This window comes from Streptomyces sp. 15-116A (assembly GCF_025290915.1).
In the GTDB taxonomy this organism is placed as follows: Bacteria; Actinomycetota; Actinomycetes; order Streptomycetales; family Streptomycetaceae; genus Streptomyces.
The window spans coordinates 1-12464 of sequence record NZ_JAOCQE010000056.1 but is presented as its reverse complement, the minus strand read 5'-3'; the positions used below and the strand labels follow the sequence as shown (position 1 = coordinate 12464).

Below are 12464 nucleotides of genomic sequence, written 5' to 3'. Positions count from 1 at the left end.
CCCGTCGGAGGGGGCCGCCGCCTTCGTCGTGTGCGGGCCCGGGGGGGTCTCCCGGGCTTCCGGCTCAGCTGAAGGAGTCGCCGCAGGCGCAGGAGCCGGTGGCGTTCGGGTTGTCGATCGTGAAGCCCTGCTTCTCGATGGTGTCGACGAAGTCGATGGTGGCGCCGCCCAGGTAGGGGGCGCTCATCCGGTCGGTGACGACCTTCACACCGCCGAAGTCCTTCACCACGTCACCGTCGAGCGAGCGCTCGTCGAAGAACAGCTGGTAGCGCAGGCCGGAGCAGCCACCGGGCTGGACGGCGACACGCAGCGCGAGGTCGTCACGGCCTTCCTGGTCGAGCAGGGCCTTGACCTTGGCCGCGGCGGCGTCGGTCAGGATGATGCCGTCGGTGACGGTGGTGGTCTCGTCCGATACGGACATCTACATCTCTCCCGGGTTGTACGGAGACTGCTTGCCGACGGTTGCAACCGGCGGGGCCGCGGATTCATTCCGGGCCGGGGGCTCGCGTTTCTCGGCTCCTGCTTCATGCTCGCACACGCATCCGCGAGCGGAAAACGTCCCTAGTGGGACCTTCCGGGAATGAATCGCGGCCGTTCGGGATTCACGTCACATGGACGCTATGGCCATCGTCAAAGTGACGTGAACCGGTTATGATAGATAGCGTCATTTCGACGAGAAGTCGCCAGAAACAGAAAGGGTGCGTGTCGTGACCACCGCCCAGCCCCAGGAGCTCGACGTCCAGCCGACGCCCCTCGCCCTGCTGCTCCTCGGCCGTGAGGCCGACCCCAGGAGCGAGCGCGGTGTGGAGTGTCCCGGCGACCTGCCCTCGCCGTCCGACCCGGATCTGGTGGAGCGCGCCCGCAGGGCGAAGGAGAAGCTCGGGGACAAGGTCTTCGTGCTCGGCCACCACTACCAGCGCGACGAGGTCATCCAGTTCGCCGACGTCACGGGCGACTCCTTCAAGCTGGCCCGCGACGCGGCCGCGCGCCCGGAGGCCGAGTACATCGTGTTCTGCGGTGTGCACTTCATGGCGGAGTCCGCGGACATCCTGACGTCCGACGACCAGAAGGTCGTCCTGCCGGACCTCGCGGCCGGCTGCTCCATGGCCGACATGGCCACGGCCGAGCAGGTCGCCGAGTGCTGGGACGTGCTGACCGAGGCCGGCATAGCCGAGCAGGTCGTGCCGGTGTCGTACATGAACTCCTCCGCGGACATCAAGGCGTTCACCGGCAAGCACGGCGGCACGATCTGCACCTCCTCCAACGCCAAGCGCGCCCTGGACTGGGCGTTCGAGCAGGGCGAGAAGGTGCTGTTCCTGCCCGACCAGCACCTCGGCCGCAACACCGCGGTGCGGGACATGGGGATGTCCCTGGAGGACTGCGTCGTCTACAACCCGCACAAGCCGAACGGCGGGCTGACCGCCGAGGAGCTGCGCGCGGCGAAGATGATCCTGTGGCGCGGGCACTGCTCGGTGCACGGGCGCTTCAGCCTGGACTCCGTGCGGGACGTGCGCGAGCGCATCCCGGGTGTGAACGTGCTGGTGCACCCCGAGTGCAAGCACGAGGTCGTGGCCGCGGCGGACTACGTCGGCTCGACCGAGTACATCATCAAGACCCTGGAGGCGGCCCCGGCCGGCTCCAAGTGGGCCATCGGCACCGAGCTGAACCTGGTACGCCGCCTGGCGAACCGTTTCGCGCCGGAGGGCAAGGAGGTCGTCTTCCTCGACAAGACGGTCTGCTTCTGCTCGACGATGAACCGCATCGACCTGCCGCACCTGGTGTGGGCCCTGGAGTCGCTCGCCGAGGGCAACCTGGTCAACCGGATCGAGGTCGACCGGGAGACGGAGGCGTTCGCGAAGCTGGCGCTGGAGCGCATGCTGGCGCTGCCGTAGCCCGCCGGTCGGTCCCGGAGGCGGGAAGCCCACGGCGGTGTCAGTGCGCTGCCGTAGGCTTCCCGCCTCCGCACACCGACTGGGAGGATCCAGAGCGTTGACCGGCCTGCCCGCTTTCCCGCTGCCCTTCGCCTCGGCCCGCTCCATACACTTCGCGAAACCCCGGACGCTGCGGGAACTGGAGATGATCCAGTGCAGCGCCCAGATCCGGTCCAAGCCGGGCTGGTTCGACAAGATGAACGACCCCGCCATCGTCGCCAGATGGAGGCGGGAAGCGGTCGCCCAGGGCCTCACCGAGGCACAGGCTCAGTACGTGCTCGACGAACTCGCGCACTACGCCGCGCTGCGGGACGCGCGGACCGGCATCGAGGTGTCCGCCGTCGACGGGGTGTGGCAGTCGGACACGCTGATCGACGACAAGCTCCGGACCCGGCTGCGCGAGGCGGTCCGGGTCCTGGAAGACGTGCCCGAGGAGCAGCTCGACTGGCACCCCGGATCCGACGGCCAGGTCCTGGACCTGGTCCATCCCTCCCTGTTCTGCCTGGTGCGGGGAGTGAGCGGCGCACCCGAGCGGGCTTGGCGGAACCCGGCGAACCACTACGCGAAGTACGAGTTCTCGGAGAAGTTCCAGTGGCTGCCCACGGACGTGGACGTCAGCGACGAGGGTGACGTCACCTTCCGTTCGTATGTCAACAACGTCCACCCCGAGGATCATCGCGAACTGGCGGCCGTCCTGCCCGACCTGTTCGCGCGCGTGCGCCCGCTGTTCGAGAACGTGCTCACCGATCTGCGCCATCCGCGTCCCTTGCGGATCGAGGCCGACCCTTACGCGTGGTACGACGAGTCGCCGGAGCCGGAGGAACCCGACGAGTCTTCCTTCGACGACGAGGAGGCCTACGAAGAGGCCGTCCAGGCCTGGGAAGAGGCCAGCGACGACTGGTGGGAGAACCGCCGCCCGACCGTCCCGGACGCCCCGGCCTTCACCCCGCCCGAGCCGCCCAACGCGTCCGCCCGGGTCGACCTGCGCGGCCGCCGGCTCCAGGTCATCGTCAAGCTCGCCACCATCCACCTCACCCCGGACAAGCCCGAGTACGCCGGCGGCTCCTGGCACGTCGAGGGGATGCTGAACGAGCGGATCGTCTCGACCTGCATCTACTACTGGGACAGCGAGAACATCACCGAGAGCCGGCTGAGCTTCCGGACGGCGCTCGACGACCCGCGCTACGAGCAGAACGACGACAACGGCCTGCGTGAGGTCTACGGCCTGGAGGACGAGGACGCGCTGAACCAGGTGCTGGGGTCGGCGTCGACCCCGGCGGGCCGCTGCCTGGCGTTCCCGAACGTGCTGCAGCACCGCGTCGGTTCGTTCCGCCTCGCGGATGCCGGCCGCCCGGGCCACCGCAAGATCCTCGCGTTCTTCCTGGTCGACCCGTCCGAAAGGATCGTCTCGACCTCCGACGTGCCGCCGCAGCAGCCCTGGGCCGGCACCTCGACCATGACCCTCGACGAAGCCAAGGCCCACCGCGAAGAGCTCATGCGGGAACGCAAGTTCTTCGTCGACGAGCACAACGAACAGCTCTACGAGCGGGAGTTCTCCCTCTGCGAGCACTGAGGACCCGCACGGCGCCACGCGCAGGGGCGCCCCCAAGTCCATGGGGGCGCCCCTGTTGTCGTACCGGCCGTGTCAGACCTGGGCCGGCTCCTGCTCCTCGGCAGGCTTCGCCTGCTCCGGCAGGCCCTTCTTCGCCGCCCGCTTCTTCGCGCGGCGCTCCTTGCGGAGTTCCAGCATCGTGTAGAGCGTCGGGACGAGGAGGAGGGTCAGCAGGGTCGACGTGATGAGGCCGCCGATGACGACCACGGCGAGCGGCTGGGCGATGAAGCCGCCCTCGCCGGTGATGCCGAGCGCCATCGGGAGCAGGGCGAAGATGGTCGCCAGGGCCGTCATCAGGATGGGCCGCAGACGGTGGCGTCCGCCCTCGAGGACGGCCTCGACGACGCCGTAGCCCTGCCTGCGGTACTGGTTGATCAGGTCGATCAGCACGATCGCGTTGGTGACCACGATGCCGATCAGCATCAGCATGCCGATCATCGCCGGGACGCCCATCGGGGTGCCGGTGGCGAGCAGCAGGCCGATCGCGCCGGTCGCCGCGAACGGGATGGACACCAGCAGGATCAGCGGCTGGGCGAGCGAGCGGAACGTGCCGACCAGCAGCATGAAGACGATCGCGATCGCCGCCAGCATCGCCAGGCCCAGGCTCACGAACGCCTCGTCCTGGTCCTCGGAGACACCGCCGATCTCGGCCGTCGCGCCCGCGGGCAGCGTCAGCGCGCTGATCTTCGCCTGGAGGTCCGCGCTCACCGCGCCGGTGTTGTCACCAGTTGGCTTGGCGGTGATGGTCGCCGCGCGCTGGCCGTCGATGCGGGTCATCGACACCGGGCCGTCCACCAGCTCGACGGTCGCGATGTCACCCAGCTTCGCCTTGCCCAGGTTCAGGTTCTTCAGCTGCGCCAGCGTGGTGGCCGGCTTGGCCGAGGCGATGACGACGTCGCGCTCGGTGTCGTCCAGGATCGCCTTGCCGGCCGGGGTGCCCCGCACCGCCTGGGCGACGGCCGCGCCGAGGGTCTGGTCGTTGAACCCGGCCGCGGCGGCCTTGTCGTTGGCCTTGACCGAGATGCGCGGCACGCTCTGCGCCAGGTCGCTGGTGACGTCGGTGACGTCGTCCAGGGAGGCCACCGCCTCCTGGACCTGGTCGGCCGCCTTGCGCAGCACCTGCGCGTCGGCCGCCTTGACGACGACGCTCAGGTCCTGGCTGCCGAAGCCGTCACCGGCGGCGATGGTGGTGGTGCCGATGCCGTCGAGCTTGCCGAGGCCGTCCTCCAGGTGGTCCTGGACGTCCTCGAAGGACGCGGAGTCCTCCAGCATCACCTGGTAGGTCGCCTGGTTGGTGTCCGTACCGCCGCCGAAGGCCGCCATCCAGCCGGACGAGCCGACCGTCACCTGGTAGTCCTTGACGCCCTCGGTGTCGGTGAGCAGCCGCTCGACCTTCCTCGCCTGCGCGTCGGTCGCCGCCAGGCTGGTGCCGGGCTTCAGCTCCTGCCGGACGGTGAGGACGCGCTGGTCGCCCTGGTCGAAGAAGTTGGTCTTCAGCAGCGGCGCCATGGCGAACGTGCCGATCAGCACGACGACCGCGATGGCCACGCTGGTCAGACGGCGCCGGGTCGCGAAGCGCAGCACGGGGACGTACATGCGCTGCAGGCGGCTCCTCGCCTCCTTCTCCTCGGCGATCCTGCGGGCCTCCGCCGCGTCCTCCGGGGTGCCCTTGGGGGCGCGCAGGAACCAGTACGACAGGACCGGCACGACCGTCAGCGACACCAGCAGGGACGCCAGCAGCGCCGCGGTGACGGTGAGGCTGAACGAGCCGAACAGCTCGCCGACCATGCCGCCGACCAGGCCGATCGGCAGGAACACGGCGACCGTGGTGAGGGTGGAGGAGGTCACCGCGCCGGCGACCTCGCGCACCGCGTTGAGGATGGCCGCGCGGCGCTCCTCGCCGTAGCCGAGGTGACGCTTAATGTTCTCCAGGACGACGATGGAGTCGTCCACGACCCGGCCGATCGCGATGGTCAGCGCGCCCAGCGTCAGCATGTTCAGCGACAGGTCACGCGTCCACAGCACGATCAGCGCGAGGACGACGGACAGCGGGATGGACACGGCGGTGACCAGCGTCGAGCGCACCGACGCCAGGAAGACGAGGATCACCAGCACCGCGAAGAGCAGACCGAGCGCGCCCTCGGTGGTCAGGCCCTCGATGGCCTTGGAGACGGCCGGGCCCTGGTCGCTGACCACGGTGAGGCTCGCGCCCTCGCCCAGGTCCTTGCGCAGCTCGGGCAGCTTGTCCTCGACGGCCTCGGAGATCGCGACCGCGCTGCCGTCGTGGTCCATGGTGGCCATCACGGCGAGGCTCGGCTTGCCGTTGGTGCGGGTCAGAGAGTCGGCGCGGGCCTCCTCCTGCTTCACCGTGGCCACGTCGCCCAGCCGGACCGGCTTGCCCTTGCCGGGCTCGCCGGTGACCATCAGGTCCTGGATCTGCTTGAGCGAGGTGAAGCCGCCGCCCACCTGGACGGTGCGGTTGGTGCCGTCCTCGTCGAAGGAGCCCGCCGGGACGGTCGCGCCGCCCGCCTGCAGGGCCGTGACCAGCGACTGCGGGGTCAGCCCGGCCTTCGCCAGCTTCGCCGGGTCCGGGGTGACCGTGACCTGGAGGTCGCGCACGCCGTCCACCGTGACCTGGCCGACGCCGTCGATGTCCTCCAGCGCGGGGACGACCGTCCGGTCGAGCTGGTCGGCGAGCGCCTGCTGGTCCTTGTCGGAGGTGACGGCGAGGACCACGGTCGGGATGTCGTCCGTGGAACCGGCGACGACCTGCGGGTCGACGTCCTCCGGCAGCTGGACGCGGGCCCGGTTGACGGCCTGCTGGACGTCGGCGACGAGCTGCTTGGTGTCGTTGCCGTAGTCGAAGGACGCCATGATCACGGCGCTGCCCTCGCTGGCCGTGGAGGTGACGCCGGTGAGGCCGTCGACGGCCTCCAGGTTGTCCTCGATGGGCTCGACGACCTGCTTCTCCACGACGTCCGGGGAGGCGCCCTGGTACGGCGCCACCACGGAGACCATGGGCAGTTCGATGGTGGGCAGCAGCTGCTGCTTGAGCTGGGGTATCGCGATCGCCCCGAAGACGAGCGCGACGATCGACATCAGTCCGATCAGTGCCCGTTGCGCGAGGCTGAATCTGGACAGCCAGGACATGGGTCAGGGTCTCTCTTCTGTGAGCGGCAGACGTACGGGTGCACGAAAAGGGCGCAGCCGGGCGCCCGCTCTACACCCTGGGCCACGGCAGAGGGCCGATCCGTAGCCTTGAGGTGCCATTCCTTATGCGGCGCCTACTCCGCCCGCAGTACGCCCGCCAAGCGCTCAGTCCACCCTTGGACGGACCAGCCCCGATTCGTAGGCGATCACCACCAGCTGGGCGCGGTCGCGGGCGCCCAGTTTCGCCATGGCCCGGTTCACGTGCGTCTTCACGGTGAGCGGGCTGACCTCCAGGCGTTCGGCGATCTCGTCGTTGGAGTGCCCGCCGGCGACCTGCACCAGCACCTCGCGCTCGCGCACGGTGAGCGCGTCGAGGCGTTCGGCGCGGGCCGGGTCGTGGCCGTCGCCGTCGCCGGGGCCCTCCTGGGCGAGGAAGCGGGCGATCAGGCCCTTGGTGGCGGCCGGGGACAGCAGCGCCTCCCCCTCGGCGGCGATCCGGATGGCGTTCAGCAGTTCCTCGGGCTCGGAGCCCTTGCCGAGGAAGCCGGAGGCACCGGCGCGCAGCGACTGCACCACGTAGTCGTCGACCTCGAACGTCGTCAGTATCACCACCCGCACCCCGGCGAGCTCCGGGTCGGCGCTGATCATGCGGGTCGCGGCGAGGCCGTCGGTGCCGGGCATCCGGATGTCCATCAGGACGACGTCGGCGCGCTGCTCGCGGGCGAGGCGTACCGCCTCGGCGCCGTCGGAGGCCTCGCCCACCACCTCCATGTCCGGCTCGGAGTCGACCAGCACCCGGAAGGCGCTGCGCAGCAGGGCCTGGTCGTCGGCGAGCAGGACACGGATCGTCATACGGGCTCCCCCGGGGCGCGGATCACGGGCCGCCCGCGGCGTCGGCGGACGGGGCGGACGTACGGGTCTCGATCGGCAGGATCGCATGGACGCGGAAGCCGCCGCCGTAGCGGGGACCGGTGGTGAGGGTGCCGCGCAGGGCGGTGACCCGCTCGCGCATGCCGAGCAGGCCGTGGCCGCCGCCGGGGGTGGGCGCCCGGTCGTGGTCGCCGGTGCCGTCGTCGAGCACGGTGATCTCGATGTGGGGTCCCACGCGCACGACGCTGACCTCGGCCTTGGCCTCGGGGCCCGCGTGCTTCTGCACGTTGGTGAGGGCCTCCTGGATGATCCGGTACGCGGCGAGGCCGACGGCGGCGGGCAGATCGGTGTCCTGGTCGGCGCGGGCGACCTCGACGCGCAGGCCGGCGTTGCGGAACGTGCCGGCGAGTTCGTCGAGGCGGTCCAGGCCGGGGGCGGGCTCGGTGGGGGCCTCGGGGTCGCCGGACTGGCGCAGCAGGCCGACAGTGGCGCGCAGTTCGTCGAGCGCGGAACGGCTGGCCTCACGGACGTGGGACAGCGCCTCCTTGGCCTGGTCGGGCCGCTTGTCCATGACGTGCGCGGCGACTCCGGCCTGCACGTTGACCAGGGCGATGTGGTGGGCGACGACGTCGTGCAGGTCGCGGGCGATGCGCAGGCGTTCCTCGGCGACGCGGCGGCGGGCCTCCTCCTCGCGGGTGCGTTCGGCCCGTTCGGCGCGTTCGCGGATGGCCTGGATGAAGGCGCGGCGGCTGCGCACGGCGTCGCCTGCGGTGGCGCCGATGCCGGTCCAGGCGAAGATCGCGAGGTTCTCCTGGGCGTACCAGGGCAGCGGGCCCGCGACCATCGCGGTGCCGGTGAGGACGGTCATGGTGAGCAGGCCGATGCGCCAGGTGGTGGGGCGGTCGGTGGTGGAGGCGACGGTGTAGAGCGCGAGCACGGCGCACATCGCGACGGGGGCGCGGGGGTCGCCGGTGACGGACTCCGTGAGGGAGCAGGCGCAGGCGAGGGCGAGGACGGTGCGGGGGGCTCGGCGGCGGAAGATCAGGGCCGCGGCGCCGAGGGTCATGAGGACGAGGCTGAGGGGGTCGGGGGTGCGCAGGCCCCAGGTGACGCCGTCGGGGTTGTGCGGGTCGACGAAGGAGCCGGCGACCATGCAGGCGAGGACGCCGGCGGCAAGGGCGGCGTCCAGGGCCAAGGGGTGCGCCTTGGCGTAGCCCTTGGCCCGCTGCAACGTGGTCACGGACTTACGGTAGCTGGGCCGGCACCGGGGTTGGGGTGGGCCGGGGGTGCGGGGTTGCCCGGCGTCGATGTGGGCCGGGGGGTGGGTACGCTCACCCGCGCTGGCGGGGTGCCGCTGCGCCCACCCGTGCCGCCCTGGGGGCACCTCCCAGGCCCTTAAGGCACTGGGGGAGGCACGACTGCCCGCAGCTACGGCCGATATGCGCCGCGGCTCGGCTGCCCGCAGCTACGGACGGTATGGCGGCTCGGCGCGGCTGCCCGCGGCTGCGCTACGGCGTCCCCGGGATCAGGCCGTCGTCGCTGAGCAGGTCCTGGACCTCCTGCAATGTCGCGTCCGGGGACGGGAGGATCAGGTCGGAGGGTTCCAGGGAGTCGTCCGGTAGAGGTTCGCCGAGTTCGCGGACCTTTGTCAGGAGGGCCTGGAGGGTGGCGCGGAAGCCGGGGCCGTCGCCGTTGTTCATCTCGGCGAGGAGCTCCTCGTCGAGTTTGTTCAGCTCGGCGAGGTGGCTCTCGGACAGAGCCACCTGCCCCTCCCCCATGATCCGTACGATCACGTCGCCTCCTCGGCGTGGGTCACTGCTTGTCGAAGCGCGGGGTGTCCTGCGGCTGCTGGGCCTGCTGCTGTCCGTTGCCGCCCTCGATGGCCTGCTGGCCACCCGTGCTGCCACCGGCCAGCTCGGCCTTCATGCGCTGCAGCTCCAGTTCCACATCCGTACCACCGGAGAGGCGGTCCAGCTCGGCCTGGATGTCGTCCTTGTGCATGCCGGACGGGTCGTCGAGGGCGCCGGAGGCGAGCAGTTCGTCGATGGCGCCGGCCCGCGCCTGGAGCTGGGCGGTCTTGTCCTCGGCCCGCTGGATGGCCAGCCCGACGTCGCCCATCTCCTCGGAGATGCCCGAGAAGGCCTCCCCGATCCGGGTCTGCGCCTGGGCGGCGGTGTAGGTGGCCTTGATGGTCTCCTTCTTCGTGCGGAAGGCGTCCACCTTGGCCTGGAGGCGCTGGGCCGCGAGGGTGAGCTTCTCCTCCTCGCCCTGGAGCGTCGCGTGCTGGGTCTCCAGGTCGGTGACCTGCTGCTGGAGGGCGGCGCGGCGGGAGAGCGCCTCGCGGGCGAGGTCCTCACGGCCGAGCGCGAGCGCCTTGCGGCCCTGGTCCTCCAGCTTGGACGACTGCGACTGGAGCTGGTTGAGCTGGAGCTCCAGGCGCTTGCGGCTGGTCGCCACGTCGGCGACGCCGCGGCGGACCTTCTGGAGCAGCTCCAGCTGCTTCTGGTACGAGTAGTCGAGGGTCTCGCGCGGGTCCTCGGCCCGGTCAAGGGCCTTGTTCGCCTTCGCGCGGAAGATCATCCCCATACGCTTCATGACACCGCTCATGGGCTTCGCGCGCCCCCTTCTGACGGACTTCAGCTCCAGCACCTGCGACAGAACCCACAGTACGGGCCCTGACTCCATTACCGCACTGTCCGGGGACGGATGCGCTCATCCCCAAGGACGACTGAGCATCCTCCCGATCCGGCGTAGGGAGGAGAGTGATCCCCGGGGTGGGCCGGGGGCCGCCCCGGAGACGTACACAACGTCCCCTCTGTCCCCTTACAGACGAACGGTGTTGCCGGATCGTTCCCCGCGGGGCTGGGGTCCAACCCCGGCCACCCCGTACCCTTGGGTTTTGTGTTCCGTAGCCGTGCCAAGGAAGAGAAGGCCCCGACCGCCGACAAGGCGACGGTGACCGACTCCAAGCAGACCCGTCACCCCGAGGCCCCGAAGGGCCGCCCCACGCCGAAGCGCAGCGTGGCGCAGTCCCAGCGCCGCAGCGTGGCCAACACGTCGATGACGCGCAAGGAGGCCGCCAAGCGGCAGCGCGAGGAGCGGCGAGCCGCCCTGGAGCGGCAGCGCCAGGCGCTGGCCAGCGGCGACGAGCGGTACCTCCCGGCCCGCGACAAGGGTCCGGTGCGCCGCTTCGCCCGTGACTTCGTCGACTCGCGGTTCAACATCGCCGAGTACTTCCTGCCGATGGCCGTCGTCATCCTCGTCCTGAGCATGATCCAGATGCCGGCGCTGCAGAACATCGCGCTGCTGCTGTGGCTCATCGTGATCGTGATGATCGTGCTGGACTCGATCGTCACGGGCTTCCGGATGAAGAAGCAGCTGGCGGAGCGCTTCCCGGACGAGAACCGCCGGGGCGCGGTGGCGTACGCGCTGATGCGTTCGCTGCAGATGCGCCGGCTGCGGCTGCCCAAGCCGCAGGTCAAGCGCGGGGAGCGGCCCTGAGCACGACGCCGTTCGCCGGCGGCGCGGCCGAGGCCTGGCTGAGCAAGCTCGGCGGTCTGCGGGACGTCGTACGGCAGGAGCTGGTGGCCCGCCAGCTGGACGAGCAGATAGCGGGGCGCTTCCCGGTCGGGCGGCGGCTGCGGGTGCTGGACGTCGGCATGGGTCAGGGCACGCAGGCGCTGCGGCTGGCCCGGGCCGGTCACCAGGTGACCGGCCTCGAACGGGACGCGACGATGATCGCCGTCGCGCGGGAGTCCCTCGCGCGGGAGCCGGAGGGCATCCGGGAGCGGATGCGGATCATCGAGGGGGACGGCCGGGACACCGGGGTGCACTTCCTGCCGGGCAGCTTCGACGTGGTGCTGTGCCATGGCGTGCTGATGTACGTCGAGGAGCCGGATCCGCTGGTGGCGGGTCTTGCCCGGATGCTCGCCCCGGGCGGGCTGCTGTCGCTGGTGGTGCGCAACGGTGACGCACTGGCGATGCGGCCGGGTCTTTCCGGCGACTGGGCGGGCGCGCTGGCCGCGTTCGACACGACGGCCTACACCAACCGGCTGGGGCTCGATGTGCGGGCCGACCGGCTGAAGAATTTGACGGCGACGCTCGCGGGGATCGGGGCGCCGCTGCACACCTGGTACGGGATACGGGTGTTCACGGACACGGCGGCCGACGGGGCGGGTGCCCCCGGCGACCTGGAGACGCTGCTCGCCGTCGAGGAACGGGCGGGCCGCACGGACCCCTATCGCGGGGTGGCGGCGCTGCTGCACCTGTGCGGCGTACGGGGCTGAAATTCCCGGGTGCCGGGGACAGGGCCGGATCGGCGCCGGGTGCCGGGGCGAGGGCCGGATCGGCCCCCGCCCGTTCGGCTCACGCCTGGTCGGCGTGCAGACTCATCGGTCCGTAGATCTCGGTGGTGTCCTCCAGCAGCCGCACCTGGTCGGCGCCGCCCTCCAGCAGGGCCTTCCAGTTCTCCCCGATCCAGGACTCGGCGTCCCCCTGCGTGGGGAACTCCTCCGGCGGCACCGCGGGCTCGACCTGCGTCCCGTCGGCCTTCTCGAACCGCCACGTCCATGCCGCCATGTACGCCTCCCATGGGTGTGAGCACACTGCACAGCAACAGCCGGATCTTGCTCCGGCCGCTGCCGAGAGCCTAGTCGGACGCGCAGGAGCTGTGGGGACACGCGAAAATCGGGGCGTGGAACTCACTCTGCTCGGTACCGGTGCCCCTGCGGGACTGCCCCGCCCCGACTGTCCCTGTGCCGTGTGCGCGGTCGCGCTCGGGGCCGATGCGCGGGCGGCGGCCGCGGCGCTGGTGGACGGGGTGCTGCTGCTGGATCTGACGCCGGGGGCCGCGTTCGCCGCGGCGCGGGCCGGGCGTTCGCTGAGCGGGGTGCGGCAGGTGC

At 70.9% G+C, this 12464-nt stretch carries 11 protein-coding genes and 1 pseudogene; 5 read left to right on the top strand and 7 right to left on the bottom strand.

Translation table 11 applies throughout. The features are described 5' to 3' along the window. Positions 1 to 64: 64 nt before the first annotated feature. The gene (locus tag N4P33_RS12730; protein ID WP_014672245.1) at positions 65 to 421 is read right to left on the bottom strand and encodes an iron-sulfur cluster assembly accessory protein; all 357 of its coding nucleotides are present in this window, start codon (positions 419 to 421) and stop codon (positions 65 to 67) included. Positions 422 to 707: 286 nt separating this feature from the next. On the opposite strand from N4P33_RS12730, the gene nadA reads away from it, so the two are divergent. Together nadA and N4P33_RS12720 are read left to right on the top strand one after the other, a co-directional pair. Continuing rightward, positions 708 to 1892: a quinolinate synthase NadA gene (gene nadA / locus N4P33_RS12725; RefSeq protein WP_260826495.1), complete on the top strand. Its 1185-nt coding sequence runs from the start codon at positions 708 to 710 to the stop codon at positions 1890 to 1892. 97 nt (positions 1893 to 1989) lie between these two features. Next, on the top strand, positions 1990 to 3504 hold the full coding sequence (locus N4P33_RS12720) for a DUF4246 domain-containing protein (RefSeq protein ID WP_260826494.1): 1515 nt from the start codon (positions 1990 to 1992) through the stop codon (positions 3502 to 3504). Positions 3505 to 3576: 72 nt separating this feature from the next. Here N4P33_RS12720 and N4P33_RS12715 read toward each other — a convergent pair whose 3' ends face one another. From N4P33_RS12715 to N4P33_RS12695, 5 genes are all read right to left on the bottom strand, one after another. Beyond that, entirely contained in the window at positions 3577 to 6693 is a 3117-nt protein-coding gene (locus tag N4P33_RS12715) for an efflux RND transporter permease subunit (protein WP_260826493.1), read from the bottom strand. A gap of 165 nt (positions 6694 to 6858) precedes the next feature. Beyond that, complete coding sequence (locus N4P33_RS12710; protein WP_260826492.1) at positions 6859 to 7545, bottom strand: response regulator transcription factor; 687 nt, start codon at positions 7543 to 7545, stop codon at positions 6859 to 6861. Between the two features lie 22 nt (positions 7546 to 7567). Further along, positions 7568 to 8803: a sensor histidine kinase gene (locus tag N4P33_RS12705; RefSeq protein ID WP_260826491.1), complete on the bottom strand. Its 1236-nt coding sequence runs from the start codon at positions 8801 to 8803 to the stop codon at positions 7568 to 7570. A gap of 268 nt (positions 8804 to 9071) precedes the next feature. Continuing rightward, complete coding sequence (locus N4P33_RS12700; protein WP_260826490.1) at positions 9072 to 9356, bottom strand: PspA-associated protein PspAA; 285 nt, start codon at positions 9354 to 9356, stop codon at positions 9072 to 9074. Positions 9357 to 9375: 19 nt separating this feature from the next. Next, positions 9376 to 10170 (bottom strand): PspA/IM30 family protein, encoded by a 795-nt coding sequence (locus N4P33_RS12695; RefSeq protein WP_313904512.1) that lies wholly within the window; start codon positions 10168 to 10170, stop codon positions 9376 to 9378. A 255-nt stretch (positions 10171 to 10425) separates the two neighbouring features. On the opposite strand from N4P33_RS12695, the gene N4P33_RS12690 reads away from it, so the two are divergent. Then, positions 10426 to 11064, top strand: coding sequence for a DUF3043 domain-containing protein (locus N4P33_RS12690; RefSeq protein WP_260826513.1), 639 nt, complete (start codon positions 10426 to 10428; stop codon positions 11062 to 11064). A gap of 83 nt (positions 11065 to 11147) precedes the next feature. After that, positions 11148 to 11849, top strand: coding sequence for a bifunctional 2-polyprenyl-6-hydroxyphenol methylase/3-demethylubiquinol 3-O-methyltransferase UbiG (locus N4P33_RS12685; RefSeq protein ID WP_260826489.1), 702 nt, complete (start codon positions 11148 to 11150; stop codon positions 11847 to 11849). 79 nt (positions 11850 to 11928) lie between these two features. Here the strand turns inward: N4P33_RS12685 and N4P33_RS12680 are convergent, their stop codons facing one another. Beyond that, a complete protein-coding gene (locus tag N4P33_RS12680; protein WP_260826488.1) occupies positions 11929 to 12141 on the bottom strand; it encodes a hypothetical protein in 213 nt (70 codons plus the stop codon). Between the two features lie 115 nt (positions 12142 to 12256). Here N4P33_RS12680 and N4P33_RS12675 point away from each other — a divergent pair. Then, positions 12257 to 12464: pseudogene (locus tag N4P33_RS12675) on the top strand (adenosylcobinamide kinase/adenosylcobinamide phosphate guanyltransferase); the annotation flags it as partial.

What these genes read in the sequence shown, in the direction of transcription:
- N4P33_RS12730 (WP_014672245.1), bottom strand. Translation starts at nt 421, where the DNA reads ATGTCCGTATCGGACGAGACCACCACCGTCACCGACGGCATCATCCTG.
- N4P33_RS12715 (WP_260826493.1), bottom strand. Translation starts at nt 6,693, where the DNA reads ATGTCCTGGCTGTCCAGATTCAGCCTCGCGCAACGGGCACTGATCGGA.
- N4P33_RS12710 (WP_260826492.1), bottom strand. Translation starts at nt 7,545, where the DNA reads ATGACGATCCGTGTCCTGCTCGCCGACGACCAGGCCCTGCTGCGCAGC.
- N4P33_RS12695 (WP_313904512.1), bottom strand. Translation starts at nt 10,170, where the DNA reads ATGAGCGGTGTCATGAAGCGTATGGGGATGATCTTCCGCGCGAAGGCG.
- N4P33_RS12680 (WP_260826488.1), bottom strand. Translation starts at nt 12,141, where the DNA reads ATGGCGGCATGGACGTGGCGGTTCGAGAAGGCCGACGGGACGCAGGTC.